The 13,182-nt window shown below is 56.2% G+C and carries 15 protein-coding genes; 11 read left to right on the forward strand and 4 right to left on the reverse strand.

Annotation, left to right across the window (positions count from 1 at the left end):
* Positions 1 to 18: 18 nt before the first annotated feature.
* Positions 19 to 339, reverse strand: a complete 321-nt coding sequence (gene cyaY, locus BJ887_RS01195; RefSeq protein WP_014172137.1) for an iron donor protein CyaY — start codon at positions 337 to 339, stop codon at positions 19 to 21.
* Positions 340 to 474: 135 nt separating this feature from the next.
* Here cyaY and BJ887_RS01200 point away from each other — a divergent pair, with 135 nt between their 5' ends.
* The 8 genes from BJ887_RS01200 to corA all read left to right on the forward strand — a co-directional run bounded on the left by BJ887_RS01200 (position 475) and on the right by corA (position 7,408).
* The gene (locus tag BJ887_RS01200) at positions 475 to 678 is read left to right on the forward strand and encodes a lipoprotein (RefSeq protein WP_025202779.1); all 204 of its coding nucleotides are present in this window, start codon (positions 475 to 477) and stop codon (positions 676 to 678) included.
* Between the two features lie 35 nt (positions 679 to 713).
* Positions 714 to 1,538: a diaminopimelate epimerase gene (dapF, locus tag BJ887_RS01205; protein ID WP_020882883.1), complete on the forward strand. Its 825-nt coding sequence runs from the start codon at positions 714 to 716 to the stop codon at positions 1,536 to 1,538.
* Positions 1,535 to 2,242, forward strand: a complete 708-nt coding sequence (locus BJ887_RS01210; protein ID WP_014172135.1) for a DUF484 domain-containing protein — start codon at positions 1,535 to 1,537, stop codon at positions 2,240 to 2,242. The genes dapF and BJ887_RS01210 overlap by 4 nt, the downstream gene beginning before the upstream one ends.
* On the forward strand, positions 2,239 to 3,141 hold the full coding sequence (gene xerC, locus BJ887_RS01215) for a tyrosine recombinase XerC (protein WP_014172134.1): 903 nt from the start codon (positions 2,239 to 2,241) through the stop codon (positions 3,139 to 3,141). The genes BJ887_RS01210 and xerC overlap by 4 nt, the downstream gene beginning before the upstream one ends.
* Complete coding sequence (yigB, locus tag BJ887_RS01220; RefSeq protein WP_025202780.1) at positions 3,141 to 3,857, forward strand: 5-amino-6-(5-phospho-D-ribitylamino)uracil phosphatase YigB; 717 nt, start codon at positions 3,141 to 3,143, stop codon at positions 3,855 to 3,857. The genes xerC and yigB overlap by 1 nt, the downstream gene beginning before the upstream one ends.
* An 80-nt stretch (positions 3,858 to 3,937) precedes the next feature.
* Positions 3,938 to 6,100 carry a DNA helicase II gene (uvrD, locus tag BJ887_RS01225; RefSeq protein WP_020882882.1) on the forward strand — a complete coding sequence of 721 codons (2,163 nt, stop codon included), beginning with the start codon at positions 3,938 to 3,940 and terminating at the stop codon, positions 6,098 to 6,100.
* A gap of 149 nt (positions 6,101 to 6,249) precedes the next feature.
* Positions 6,250 to 6,306 (forward strand): YsgD/CorL family protein, encoded by a 57-nt coding sequence (ysgD, locus tag BJ887_RS22990; RefSeq protein WP_212743980.1) that lies wholly within the window; start codon positions 6,250 to 6,252, stop codon positions 6,304 to 6,306.
* Positions 6,307 to 6,457: 151 nt separating this feature from the next.
* A complete protein-coding gene (gene corA / locus BJ887_RS01235) occupies positions 6,458 to 7,408 on the forward strand; it encodes a magnesium/cobalt transporter CorA (protein WP_020882881.1) in 951 nt (316 codons plus the stop codon).
* 42 nt (positions 7,409 to 7,450) lie between these two features.
* Here the strand turns inward: corA and rarD are convergent, their stop codons facing one another.
* On the reverse strand, positions 7,451 to 8,347 hold the full coding sequence (gene rarD / locus BJ887_RS01240) for an EamA family transporter RarD (RefSeq protein ID WP_014172130.1): 897 nt from the start codon (positions 8,345 to 8,347) through the stop codon (positions 7,451 to 7,453).
* Between the two features lie 51 nt (positions 8,348 to 8,398).
* Complete coding sequence (yigI, locus tag BJ887_RS01245; RefSeq protein WP_014172129.1) at positions 8,399 to 8,866, reverse strand: acyl-CoA thioesterase YigI; 468 nt, start codon at positions 8,864 to 8,866, stop codon at positions 8,399 to 8,401.
* Between the two features lie 161 nt (positions 8,867 to 9,027).
* Here yigI and pldA point away from each other — a divergent pair, with 161 nt between their 5' ends.
* The 3 genes from pldA to rhtC all read left to right on the forward strand — a co-directional run bounded on the left by pldA (position 9,028) and on the right by rhtC (position 12,499).
* Entirely contained in the window at positions 9,028 to 9,897 is an 870-nt protein-coding gene (gene pldA / locus BJ887_RS01250; protein WP_020882880.1) for a phospholipase A, read from the forward strand.
* A 90-nt stretch (positions 9,898 to 9,987) separates the two neighbouring features.
* On the forward strand, positions 9,988 to 11,817 hold the full coding sequence (gene recQ / locus BJ887_RS01255) for an ATP-dependent DNA helicase RecQ (protein WP_121339091.1): 1,830 nt from the start codon (positions 9,988 to 9,990) through the stop codon (positions 11,815 to 11,817).
* A gap of 61 nt (positions 11,818 to 11,878) precedes the next feature.
* Positions 11,879 to 12,499 carry a threonine export protein RhtC gene (rhtC, locus tag BJ887_RS01260; RefSeq protein ID WP_014172126.1) on the forward strand — a complete coding sequence of 207 codons (621 nt, stop codon included), beginning with the start codon at positions 11,879 to 11,881 and terminating at the stop codon, positions 12,497 to 12,499.
* Here the strand turns inward: rhtC and rhtB are convergent.
* Positions 12,496 to 13,116, reverse strand: coding sequence for a homoserine/homoserine lactone efflux protein (gene rhtB, locus BJ887_RS01265; protein WP_014172125.1), 621 nt, complete (start codon positions 13,114 to 13,116; stop codon positions 12,496 to 12,498). The two genes, rhtC and rhtB, sit on opposite strands and share 4 nt — an antisense overlap.
* Positions 13,117 to 13,182: the final 66 nt, after the last annotated feature.

Genomic DNA, 13,182 nt, shown 5'->3' on the forward strand with positions numbered 1-13,182 from the left:
CCACCGGGCAAAACAGACTCAACGAAAACGCACGTCTTCGCCTGCCTGCGCGGTCGCCGCCTGTTCCAGCAGATCCCAGAACGTTTCGCCGCTACGGTCACACACCCATTCGCCCTCTTTCAGATCGAAATGGTAGCCACCCTGTTTGGCGGCCAGCCAGACCTGGTGAAGCGGCTCCTGGCGGTTAATAATAATTTTGCTGCCGTTTTCGAAGCTCAGGGTCAGAATGCCGCCGTTGATCTCACAATCGATATCGCTGTCGCCGTCCCAGTCGTCAAGCCGCTCTTCGATGGTCATCCATAAGGTGTCTGCAAGGCGATGGAATTCACTGTCGTTCATGGTTTTGTTCCTGTTTTTCGTGATGCCGGCAGTATAACGCTAAATAATTCCCGTTGCAGGAAAGCGGCAAACTCTTGCTTTTGTGTCTTCTCCTGCGATGATAGAAACAGATTTGAACTTACGGGCAACTTTATAATGAAAAACGTTTTCCGAACGCTTGCCGTTCTCATCACGCTGTTTAGTCTGACGGGCTGTGGACTGAAGGGACCGCTTTACTTCCCGCCAGCGGATAAAACGGCGCCGCCGCCGACGAAACCTGTGCAAAGCGGTATTGAGTCTTCCACGCCAGACACGAACGATCGTGGCAATAATGGTGGTCCGACTCAGGTTAATCTCTGACGATTACGTTCTGTACCCGCGCAATGGAGCGAATGATGCAGTTCTCTAAGATGCATGGCCTTGGCAACGATTTTATGGTCGTCGACGCGGTAACGCAGAATGTCTTTTTCTCCCCGGAACTGATCCGCCGCCTGGCGGATCGGCATCTGGGCGTGGGGTTCGATCAGCTGCTGGTGGTTGAGCCGCCGTACGATCCTGACCTCGATTTCCACTACCGTATTTTTAACGCTGACGGCAGTGAAGTCTCCCAGTGCGGCAACGGTGCGCGCTGTTTTGCCCGCTTTGTCCGCCTGAAAGGGCTGACGAACAAGCGCGATATCCGCGTCAGTACCGCGAATGGTCGCATGGTGCTCAGCGTCACCGATGACGATCTGGTTCGCGTGAATATGGGCGAGCCGAACTTTGAACCTTCCGCCGTGCCGTTTCGCGCAAACAAAGCGGAAAAGACCTATATTATGCGTGCGGCAGAGCAGACAGTATTGTGTGGCGTCGTCTCGATGGGAAACCCGCACTGCGTGATTCAGGTTGATGATGTAGAGACCGCCGCCGTTGAAACCCTCGGCCCGGTGCTGGAAAGCCATGAACGCTTCCCGGAACGCGCGAACATTGGTTTTATGCAGGTGGTGAAGCGTGAACACATCCGTCTGCGGGTGTATGAACGCGGCGCGGGCGAAACCCAGGCCTGCGGAAGCGGTGCCTGCGCGGCAGTGGCCGTCGGCATCGCTCAGGGGTTACTGGCAGAAGAGGTTCGCGTGGAGTTACCAGGCGGTCGTCTTGATATCGCCTGGAAAGGACCGGGTCATCCGCTGTTTATGACTGGCCCGGCGGTACATGTCTATGACGGGTTTATCCATCTATGAAGCAACCAGGGGAAGAACTGCAGGAAACGGTGACGGAACTGGACGACAGTGCTGTTGTTGATTATCTGCTGAACAATCCCGCGTTTTTTATTCGCAATGCACGTCTTGTCGAACAGATGCGCGTGCCGCATCCGGTGCGCGGGACCGTGTCGCTGGTCGAATGGCATATGGCTCGGGCGCGCAACCACATCAATCAGCTTGAAGAGAACATGACGCTGCTCATGGAACAGGCGAACAATAACGAAAGCCTGTTCTATCGACTGCTGCATCTGCAGGCGCGTCTGGCCTCGGCCCACAGCCTTGACGAGTTTCTCAGCCGTTTCCACCGCTGGGCGCGAGAACTGGGGCTTGCAGGCGCAACCCTTCGTCTCTTCCCCGACCGCTGGCGCATTGGTGCACCGTCTGGTTTCACCCATCTGGCGCTGAGCCGTCAGGCGTTTGAGCCGCTACGTATTCAGCGCCTGGGTCATCAACATCACTATCTGGGGCCGCTGAACGGACCAGAATTGCTGGTGGTATTGCCAGAAGCCAAAGCGATTGGTTCGGTGGCCATGTCATTGATGGGGCGCGATGGCGACTTAGGCGTGATGTTATTTACCAGTCGCGACGCGCATCACTATGAGCAGGGGCAAGGTACGCACCTGTTGCAGGAGATCGCCCTGATGCTGCCTGAGCTGCTGGAGCGCTGGATTGAGCGCGTATGACGGACGGACTTCTTGCCACTGACGTCGCGCGATTTCTGCGCTACCTGGGGGTTGAACGTCAGCTTAGCCCCATAACGCTGCTGAACTATCAGCGTCAGCTTGATGCCATCATGCAGATTGCCGATGAAATCGGCCTGAAAAGCTGGCAACAATGTGACGCTGCGACGGTTCGTGGCGTCGTCGTGCGTAGCCGCAGGAAAGGGTTAGGCCCGGCGAGTCTGGCGCTCAGGCTCTCTGCCCTGCGCAGTTTCTTCGACTGGCTGGTGAGCCAGGGCAGCCTTAAAGCCAACCCGGCGAAAGGCATTGCCACGCCAAAAGCACCGCGTCATCTGCCTAAAAATATCGACGTCGATGATGTCAATCGCCTGCTGGATATCGATCTTAACGATCCGCTGGCGGTGCGTGACCGCGCGATGCTGGAGGTGATGTACGGTGCCGGACTGCGTCTGTCTGAACTGGTCAATCTCGATATAAAACATCTCGATCTGGACACCGGCGAAGTGTGGGTGATGGGCAAGGGCAGCAAAGAGCGCCGCTTGCCGATTGGTCGCAACGCTGTCGCCTGGATTGAGCACTGGCTTGACCTGCGCGGGCTGTTTGGCGCGGAAGAAGATGCGCTGTTCCTGTCGAAACTCGGCAAGCGGATCTCGGCGCGTAATGTGCAGAAGCGTTTTGCGGAGTGGGGCATTAAGCAGGGGCTGAACAGCCATGTTCACCCGCACAAGCTTCGCCACTCTTTTGCGACCCACATGCTTGAATCAAGCGGCGATCTGCGCGGCGTGCAGGAACTGCTCGGCCACGCGAATTTGTCCACCACCCAGATTTATACCCACTTAGACTTCCAGCACCTTGCCTCGGTGTATGACGCGGCGCATCCACGCGCCAAACGGGGGAAATAATGCGTTTTTACCGCCCACTGGGTCAGATATCAGCCCTTACCTTTGACCTTGATGACACCCTTTATGATAACCGCCAGGTGATCCTGCGTACCGAGCAGGAGTCGCTGGCGTTTGTGCAGAACTATCACCCGGCGCTGAAGACGATGCAGAACAAGGACTTCCAGAAGCTGCGTCAGTCCCTGCGGGAGACCGAGCCGGACATTTACCATGACGTGACCGAATGGCGTCGACGTGCGGTTGAGCAGGCGATGCTGAATGTTGGCATGAGCGCGCGTGATGCGGCGATAGGGGCTGAAGCGTCCATGGAAAACTTCGCCAAATGGCGCAGCCGTATTGATGTGCCACAGGAAACCCACGATACGCTGGCCGCGCTGGCAGAGAAGTGGCCGCTGGTGGCGATTACCAATGGCAATGCCCAGCCTGAGCTGTTTGGTCTTGGCGATTATTTTGAGTTTGTGCTGCGCGCGGGCCCGCACGGGCGCTCGAAACCGTTTAACGATATGTATCACCTGGCGGCGGAAAAACTGAACCTGCCGCTCGGCGAAATGTTGCATGTGGGTGATGACCTGACCACGGACGTGGCCGGGGCGATCCGCTGCGGCATGCAGGCCTGCTGGATCAAGCCGGAAAACGCTGACCTGATGACAACGCCGGACAGCCGTCTTCTGCCGCACGTGGAAATTTCACGGTTGGCATCCCTCACGACGCTGATATAATCATCAATTGTTCTGTATAAATTAACAGGGTTTTGGCGAAGGAATCACATTCGCCTGCCTGACATTACGTGACGGTGCCAATGGACGTTTCTTACCTGCTCGACAGCCTTAATGACAAACAGCGTGACGCGGTTGCCGCTTCGCGCACCAACATGCTGGTGCTGGCTGGGGCGGGCAGTGGTAAGACACGCGTGCTGGTACACCGTATTGCGTGGCTGCAGAGCGTGGAAAACTGCTCGCCGTACTCCATTATGGCGGTGACGTTTACCAACAAGGCGGCGGCAGAGATGCGCCACCGAATCGCACAGCTGATGGGCACCAGCCAGGGCGGCATGTGGGTGGGGACTTTCCACGGTCTGGCGCATCGCCTGCTGCGGGCGCACCACATGGACGCTAACCTGCCGCAGGATTTCCAGATCCTCGACAGCGAAGATCAGCTGCGTCTGCTGAAGCGTCTTATCAAGGCGATGAATCTCGACGAGAAGCAGTGGCCGCCGCGTCAGGCAATGTGGTACATCAACGGACAGAAAGACGAAGGGCTGCGTCCGCACCATATCCAGAGCTTCGGCAACCCGGTCGAGCAAACCTGGCAGAACGTTTATAAAGCCTACCAGGAGGCGTGCGATCGCGCAGGTCTGGTGGACTTTGCTGAGCTGCTGCTGCGTGCGCATGAGCTGTGGCTCAACAAGCCGCATATTCTGCAGCACTATCGTGAACGCTTCACCAATATTCTGGTGGACGAATTCCAGGATACCAACAACATCCAGTATGCATGGATCCGCCTGCTGGCCGGTGATACCGGCAAGGTGATGATCGTCGGTGATGACGATCAGTCCATCTATGGCTGGCGTGGGGCGCAGGTGGAAAACATTCAGCGCTTCCTCAATGATTTCCCCGGTGCTCAGACCATCCGTCTGGAGCAGAACTACCGTTCGACCAGCAACATTCTGAGTGCCGCCAACGCCCTGATTGAGAACAACAACGGGCGTCTCGGTAAAAAGCTGTGGACCGATGGCGTTGACGGTGAACCGATCTCTATCTACTGCGCATTCAACGAACTTGATGAAGCGCGCTTTGTGGTGAACCGTATTAAAACCTGGCAGGACAACGGCGGCGCGCTGGAGCAGTGTGCCATTCTCTATCGCAGCAACGCCCAGTCGCGTGTGCTGGAAGAGGCGTTGCTGCAGGTGAGTATGCCGTACCGTATTTACGGTGGCATGCGCTTCTTCGAACGTCAGGAGATCAAAGACGCACTCTCGTATCTGCGTCTGATCGCAAACCGTAATGACGATGCGGCGTTTGAGCGCGTGGTGAATACCCCAACTCGCGGCATCGGTGACCGTACCCTGGACGTGGTGCGTCAGGCCTCCCGCGATCGCCAGCTGACACTCTGGCAGGCGTGCCGCGAGCTGTTGCAGGAGAAAGCGCTCGCCGGACGTGCAGCCAGCGCCTTACAGCGCTTCCTGGAGCTGATTGATGCCCTGGCACAGGAAACGGCCGATATGCCTCTGCACGTACAGACCGACCGGGTGATTAAAGACTCCGGCCTGCGCACCATGTATGAGCAGGAGAAAGGCGAAAAGGGCCAGACCCGTATTGAGAACTTAGAGGAACTGGTGACGGCAACGCGCCAGTTCAGCTACAACGAAGAAGACGAAGATTTGATGCCGCTGCAGGCGTTCCTCTCCCACGCGGCGCTGGAAGCGGGCGAAGGGCAGGCAGACACCTGGCAGGATGCGGTTCAACTTATGACCCTGCACTCCGCCAAAGGTCTGGAGTTTCCGCAGGTGTTTATCGTCGGGATGGAAGAGGGGATGTTCCCGAGCCAGATGTCGCTGGATGAAGGTGGGCGTCTGGAGGAGGAGCGTCGTCTGGCCTATGTTGGCGTGACGCGCGCGATGCAAAAGCTGACGCTGACCTATGCCGAAACCCGACGCCTGTACGGTAAAGAGGTGTATCACCGTCCGTCGCGCTTTATCGGCGAACTGCCGGAAGAGTGCGTGGAAGAGGTACGCCTGCGCGCCAGTATCAGCCGCCCGGTCAGCCATCAGCGTATGGGCTCGCCGATTGCTGAAACGGACACCGGCTACAAGCTGGGTCAGCGCGTGCGTCATGCTAAGTTTGGTGAAGGCACCATCGTCAATCTGGAAGGTAGCGGCGAGCACAGCCGCCTGCAGGTGGCGTTCCAGGGGCAAGGTATCAAATGGCTGGTGGCAGCCTACGCCAGGCTGGAAACTGTGTAACTTTCAGAAAAATATCATTATTTTGTAATAATCTGCTAGCCTTATACGTTGAAGGTCAATTAATGCCCTTCAGCGTTCCGTTGCGTGTTGACGCCACTATTACTGCTGGCGTAACATGCGCGCACGATTACGCTAAGAGGACATTCGCCTTGGACACACCCAGTAGATACTGGCTCAATTCCCTGTCATCCAGGAACAACTCCTAAGGCTATCTCCTCTTGCTGATGGCCTTAGTGGTTGTCAGCGACCTGCATTATTCCCGTCGCGCTGAGTCAGGCTGTTTAATGGTCTGAAACCCAATTTGTTTCTGTGTGCCCACCGAACTGTCCGATATTTTTTGCATTGGGAGTCCCGGTCATGTTGAGCGCATTTCAACTCGAAAATAACCGACTGACTCGGCTTGAAGCCGAAGAGTCACAGCCCCTCATTGATGCCGTATGGGTGGATCTGGTCGAGCCGGACGACGATGAGCGCCTTCGCGTACAATCTGAGCTGGGGCAAAGCCTGGCAACCCGCCCGGAACTGGAAGACATCGAAGCATCTGCTCGTTTTTTTGAAGATGAAGACGGTCTGCATATTCACTCCTTCTTCTTCTTTGAAGACGCCGACGATCACGCAGGTAACTCCACCGTGGCGTTTACCATTCGTGACGGTCGCCTGTTTACCCTGCGCGAGCGTGAGCTGCCCGCGTTTCGTCTCTACCGCATGCGCGCCCGTAGCCAGGCGATGGTCGACGGTAATGCCTACGAACTGCTGCTGGACCTGTTTGAAACCAAAATCGAACAGCTGGCGGATGAAATTGAAAACATCTACAGCGACCTGGAAAAGCTGAGCCGCGTCATTATGGAAGGCCATCAGGGCGATGAATACGACGAAGCGCTTTCGACGCTGGCAGAGCTGGAAGATATCGGCTGGAAGGTGCGTTTGTGTCTGATGGATACCCAGCGCGCGCTGAACTTCCTGGTGCGTAAGGCGCGTCTGCCGGGCGGTCAGCTGGAGCAGGCGCGTGAGATCCTGCGCGATATCGAATCCCTGCTGCCGCACAATGAATCGTTGTTCCAGAAGGTCAACTTCCTGATGCAGGCGGCGATGGGCTTTATCAATATCGAGCAGAACCGCATCATCAAGATCTTCTCGGTGGTCTCGGTGGTCTTCCTGCCACCAACGCTGGTGGCCTCGAGCTACGGGATGAACTTTGAGTTTATGCCGGAGCTTAAGTGGAGCTTTGGCTACCCAGGCGCGATTATCTTTATGATCCTCGCCGGGCTGGCGCCGTACCTCTACTTCAAGCGCCGTAACTGGCTGTAAACTTCAGGCGGGTGGCGCTGTGCCTGCCCGCCTTATCACCGCTTACAATCCTTTGCGCGTTCTGCGCTGGGTATAAAGGGCGTCTGCAACAAAAATCGCCAGCGCCACCCAGATAAAGGCAAACGTCACCATCTTATCTGCGCCCGGTACTTCACCGTAAAACACTACTGCCAGCAGGAACATCAGCGTCGGACCGATGTACTGAAAGAAGCCCAGCGTGGAGAGACGCAGGCGCGTCGCGGCACCGGTGAAGCACAGCAGAGGAATGGTGGTTACCACACCGGCCGCCATCAGCATCAGATTCAACGACAACGGGTTACTGCCCATATGGCTGGTTGCGCTGTCGGCAATACCAAACAGGTAAATCGCCGCGACCGGCAATAGCCACAGGGTTTCAAACAGCATCCCGGTCTGCGCTTCCACGGCTATTTTCTTCCGGACCAGCCCGTAAAACGCAAAGCTGAACGCCAGGCCCAGAGCGATCACGGGCAGCGAACCGAAGGTCCACAGCTGGACCAGCACGCCGCAAAAAGCGAGGATGACCGCCAGCCACTGCATGCGACGGAAGCGCTCGCCCAGGAAAATCATGCCCAGAACAATGTTGACCAGGGGATTAATAAAATAGCCCAGGCTCGCTTCGAGCATGTGATGGTTATTGACTGCCCAGATAAAGAGCAGCCAGTTGCCGCCTATCAGCACGGCTGAGAGGGCCAGCAGGAACACCTTTTTCGGCGTTTTCAGCAGCGTTTTGACGCCAGACCACTGACGGCTAACGCTCATCAGCGCGATCATAAAGAAAAACGACCAAATCACACGGTGTGTGAGGATCTCGTCAGCGGGTACGTAAGCGATAAACTTGAAGTACGCCGGTGCGATACCCCAAATAAAATAAGCGGCAAGGGCGAGTAGTACGCCCTGCCGCGTTTGTTTAGCATCCATCGGGATAATCCGTTACAAAAAAGTGAATTAATTTTACCCGATTTTAGGGTTTCAACCCACCATATAAGTGGCAGTTGCGCTGGCGATATAGACCTGCTCTTCGTTATGCAATTCAACGCGGGCGACGGCGACCTTATTCCCCGCGCGCAGCAGGCTGCTGGTGGCGGTAAAACGGTTTCCGCGCCCGGGACGCAGGTAATCGACGCGTAAATCGATGGTGCCCATACGCGACAAACGCTGGCGCAATTCGTCTTCATTGATGGTGTCATGGCGCGTCAGCGTACTGCCCACACAGACCAGGCCCGCCGCCACATCCAGCGCTGAGGCAATCACCCCGCCATGCAAAATACTCTGCGCCCAGTTGCCTACCATCATCGGCTGGTTGTTGAAGCTTAGCTGGGCAAACGCTTTCTCGTAGCGCTCGAGTTCCAGACCCAGTGCACGGTTAAACGGCATATGGTATACAAAAATCTCGCCCACGAGTTTTAACGCTTCTTCGGCGGTAAGCATGGCTGACATGAGGCATCACATCCTTATTGTTAATAAAATGTTGATTTTATGCTTCAGCAATAAGGAATTCCACTTTCAGAAACGAGGATGCAGCAGTTGTCGCAGAAGTATGTAGAATATCCGCCACATAACAATTCAACTAATTAACTCTTTGCAGGAGAACACCACCGATGCGGACGTATCTGGCCTGGTTACTGGCGGCGGTTGCGCTGCCCCTCACAGCATATGCCCAGGAAGCGACGATTAAAGAAGTTCACGACCAACCTGCCGTGCAGGGCAGCATTATCGCGAACCTTCTTCAGGAACATGATAATCCGTTCACGCTGTATCCGTATGACACCAACTACGTGATATACACGCAGACCAGCGATCTCAACAAAGAGGCGATAAGCTCCTATAACTGGTCCGATAATGCGCGTAAAGACGAAGTGAAGTTCCAGTTAAGTCTCGCGTTCCCGTTCTGGCGCGGCATTCTGGGACCGAATTCGGTGCTCGGCGCCTCTTACACGCAGAAATCCTGGTGGCAGCTTTCCAACAGTGGCGAATCTTCACCGTTCCGTGAAACCAACTATGAGCCGCAGCTGTTCCTCGGTTTTGCGACCGATTATGAATTCGCGGGCTGGACGCTGCGTGACATTGAGGTGGGCTTTAACCACGATTCAAACGGACGCTCCGACCCTACCTCGCGCAGCTGGAACCGTGCCTATACGCGACTGATGGCGCAAAACGGCAACTGGATGGCTGAAGTGAAGCCGTGGTTTGTGGTGGGCGATACCGACGACAACCCGGATATCACCAAATATATGGGTTACTATCAGCTCAAAATCGGCTATCAGTTGGGTGACGCGGTGCTGAGCGCCAAAGGCCAGTACAACTGGAACACCGGTTACGGTGGCGCGGAACTGGGCCTCAGTTATCCGGTGAGCAAGCACGTTCGCCTCTATACTCAGGTTTACAGCGGTTACGGCGAGTCGCTTATCGATTACAACTTCAACCAGACCCGTGTAGGTGTGGGCGTGATGCTGAACGATATTTTCTAGGCAGCTCGAATGTTTTTTCGTTAAACGTTGAAGTTTCTCTCTCAGGCGCTGAAAATAGCGCCTGTTTTATTTCTGGCAAATGGGGTTAACGTGGCGCAGGCGGAAGTATTGAATCAGGAATCGCTGGCTAAACAGGTTTTGCATGAAACCTTTGGCTACCAGCAGTTCCGCCCTGGCCAGGAAACCATCATTGAAACCGTACTGGAAGGCCGCGATTGTCTGGTGGTCATGCCTACCGGCGGCGGTAAATCCCTCTGCTATCAGGTGCCCGCGCTGGTGCTCAACGGCCTGACGGTCGTGGTATCGCCTCTTATTTCCCTGATGAAAGATCAGGTCGATCAGCTCCTTGCCAACGGCGTGGCGGCGGCCTGCCTTAACTCCAGCCAGACCCGCGAGCAGCAGCAAGAGGTCATGGCCGGTTGCCGTACCGGGCAGGTTCGCCTGCTGTATATCGCGCCGGAACGTCTGATGCTGGATAACTTCCTCGATCATCTGTCGCACTGGAATCCGGTCCTGCTGGCGGTGGATGAAGCCCACTGTATCTCCCAGTGGGGACATGATTTCCGCCCGGAATATGCGGCGCTCGGCCAGCTCCGTCAGCGTTTTCCCAAACTGCCGTTTATGGCGCTCACCGCGACGGCAGATGACACCACGCGTCAGGATATCGTCCGGCTGCTGGGGCTGAACGATCCGCTGATTCAGGTCAGCAGCTTCGACCGCCCGAACATCCGCTACATGCTGATGGAAAAATTCAAGCCGCTGGATCAGCTTCTGCGCTACGTGCAGGAGCAGCGCGGGAAGTCCGGCATCATCTACTGCAACAGCCGCGCGAAGGTGGAAGACACGGCCGCGCGCCTGCAGAACCGTGGTTTTAGCGCCGCCGCCTACCATGCCGGGCTGGAAAACGCGGTTCGCGCCGATGTGCAGGAGAAATTCCAGCGCGATGATCTGCAGATTGTGGTGGCGACGGTGGCGTTCGGAATGGGGATCAACAAGCCGAACGTGCGCTTCGTCGTACACTTCGACATTCCGCGCAATATCGAATCGTACTACCAGGAAACCGGCCGCGCCGGGCGTGATGGACTGCCTGCAGAAGCCATGCTGTTTTACGATCCGGCAGACATGGCGTGGCTGCGCCGTTGTCTGGAAGAGAAACCGCAGGGCCAACTGCAGGATATCGAACGCCACAAGCTCAACGCGATGGGCGCGTTTGCCGAAGCGCAAACCTGCCGCCGTCTGGTGCTGCTCAACTACTTTGGCGAGGGGCGTCAGGAGCCGTGCGGCAACTGCGATATCTGTCTTGACCCACCAAAGCAATACGATGGCCTGATGGATGCGCGCAAAGCGCTCTCGACCATCTATCGTGTGAACCAGCGCTTCGGCATGGGCTACGTGGTGGAAGTGTTGCGTGGGGCGAATAACCAGCGTATCCGCGACATGGGACACGATAAGCTGCCCGTCTACGGTATCGGCAAAGACCAGAGCCACGAGCACTGGGTAAGCATCATCCGTCAGCTGATTCACCTGGGCTTTGCCACGCAAAACATTGCCCAACACTCCGCGCTTCAGCTTACCGAAGCGGCACGTCCGGTGCTGCGCGGGGATATCGAACTGAAGCTCGCGGTTCCGCGCGTTGTCGCCCTGAAGCCGCGGGTGATGCAAAAATCGTACGGCGGCAATTACGACCGCAAGCTGTTTGCCAAACTGCGCAAGCTGCGTAAAGCCATTGCTGATGAAGAGAACATTCCGCCCTACGTGGTCTTCAACGATGCGACGCTTATCGAGATGGCAGAGCAGACGCCGCTCAGCGCCAGCGAAATGCTCAGCGTCAACGGCGTTGGTACGCGCAAGCTGGAGCGCTTTGGCAAAGAGTTTATGGCGCTTATCCGCGCTCATGTCGACGGTGACGATGAGGAGTAGTCAGCCAGCCTAAAAAATGTCAGGATGGTGACTCACTTAATTATTTCCCTGCGAGTTAATTATGTTAATGCTATTTCTTACCGTGGCGTTAGTGCACATCGTTGCGCTCATGAGCCCGGGCCCTGACTTTTTCTTCGTGTCACAAACCGCCGTCAGCCGCTCCCGCAAAGAAGCGATGATGGGGGTGCTGGGTATCACCATGGGCGTTATGGTCTGGGCGGCTGTGGCGCTGCTTGGTCTGAACCTGATTCTGGCGAAGATGGCCTGGTTGCACAACATCATCATGGTTGGCGGGGGGCTTTACCTTTGCTGGATGGGCTACCAGATGCTGCGCGGGGCGTTGAAGAAAGAAGAGAAAAAGCCGGAAGAGCCGAAAGTTGAGCTGGCAACGGGCGGCCGGAGTTTTATTAAAGGGCTGCTCACCAACCTGGCGAACCCAAAAGCGATTATCTATTTCGGCTCCGTGTTCTCCCTGTTTGTGGGTGACAACGTGGGTGCGGGTGCGCGTTGGGGCATTTTCCTGCTGATCGTGGTGGAAACTTTTGCGTGGTTTACCGTGGTTGCCAGCCTGTTTGCCTTACCGGCGATGCGCCGCGGTTACCAGCGTATTGCGAAGTGGATTGACGGCTTCGCCGGCGCGTTGTTCGCCGGCTTTGGCATTCATCTCATCATTTCTCGCTAAGCATGACGCGCTGACGCAAGCAGCGCGCCTACCAGCATAAACAGCGAACCAAAGATTTTGTTCAGGGCCTTCATCTGCTTAGGCCCTTTAATCCATACCGCAATCCGCTGCGCCAGCGTCGCGTAACCAATCATCACGATGATATCGACAACAATGGTGGTCGCACCCAGCACCACGTACTGCATGACCTGTGGCTGATGCGGGACGATAAACTGCGGGAATAGCGCGGCGAGGAAAACAATACTTTTCGGGTTGGTCAGGTTCACAAACACCGCGCGTTTAAACAGGCGCCCGCGTGTTTGCGTCTGGGCGAGCGTATTAAGATCAATTGAGCCTGCCGCACGCCACTGCTGAATACCAAGCCAAATCAGGTACGCTGCACCGGCCCATTTCAGCACGTCAAAGGCCAGTACCGAGCGGGAGAACAGCGTACCCAGACCAATGCCCACCAGCACGATATGAATGCCCAGACCGGTCTGCAAACCGGCAATGGACGCCGCGGCACCGCGATAGCCGTGGTTGATGGAGGTGGTCATGGTGTTAATGGCGCCTGAACCTGGGGAAAGGCTAAGGATGATGGATGTCAGCAGATAAGCGAACCACCACTCGAAGGTCATTTGAAACTCCCGAATTGTCTGTTTTTATGCCACAATACGCTATTGTTACGTCATTTTGTGACCGAT

Source organism: Enterobacter sp. WPR_3_1 (genome assembly GCF_003635055.1).
Taxonomy (GTDB): Bacteria; Pseudomonadota; Gammaproteobacteria; order Enterobacterales; family Enterobacteriaceae; genus Enterobacter; species Enterobacter ludwigii.

Coding starts and splice junctions, on each gene's coding strand:
- cyaY (WP_014172137.1), bottom strand. CDS start 339: ATGAACGACAGTGAATTCCATCGCCTTGCAGACACCTTATGGATGACC.
- BJ887_RS01200 (WP_025202779.1), top strand. CDS start 475: ATGAAAAACGTTTTCCGAACGCTTGCCGTTCTCATCACGCTGTTTAGT.
- dapF (WP_020882883.1), top strand. CDS start 714: ATGCAGTTCTCTAAGATGCATGGCCTTGGCAACGATTTTATGGTCGTC.
- BJ887_RS01210 (WP_014172135.1), top strand. CDS start 1,535: ATGAAGCAACCAGGGGAAGAACTGCAGGAAACGGTGACGGAACTGGAC.
- xerC (WP_014172134.1), top strand. CDS start 2,239: ATGACGGACGGACTTCTTGCCACTGACGTCGCGCGATTTCTGCGCTAC.
- yigB (WP_025202780.1), top strand. CDS start 3,141: ATGCGTTTTTACCGCCCACTGGGTCAGATATCAGCCCTTACCTTTGAC.
- uvrD (WP_020882882.1), top strand. CDS start 3,938: ATGGACGTTTCTTACCTGCTCGACAGCCTTAATGACAAACAGCGTGAC.
- corA (WP_020882881.1), top strand. CDS start 6,458: ATGTTGAGCGCATTTCAACTCGAAAATAACCGACTGACTCGGCTTGAA.
- rarD (WP_014172130.1), bottom strand. CDS start 8,347: ATGGATGCTAAACAAACGCGGCAGGGCGTACTACTCGCCCTTGCCGCT.
- yigI (WP_014172129.1), bottom strand. CDS start 8,866: ATGTCAGCCATGCTTACCGCCGAAGAAGCGTTAAAACTCGTGGGCGAG.
- pldA (WP_020882880.1), top strand. CDS start 9,028: ATGCGGACGTATCTGGCCTGGTTACTGGCGGCGGTTGCGCTGCCCCTC.
- rhtC (WP_014172126.1), top strand. CDS start 11,879: ATGTTAATGCTATTTCTTACCGTGGCGTTAGTGCACATCGTTGCGCTC.
- rhtB (WP_014172125.1), bottom strand. CDS start 13,116: ATGACCTTCGAGTGGTGGTTCGCTTATCTGCTGACATCCATCATCCTT.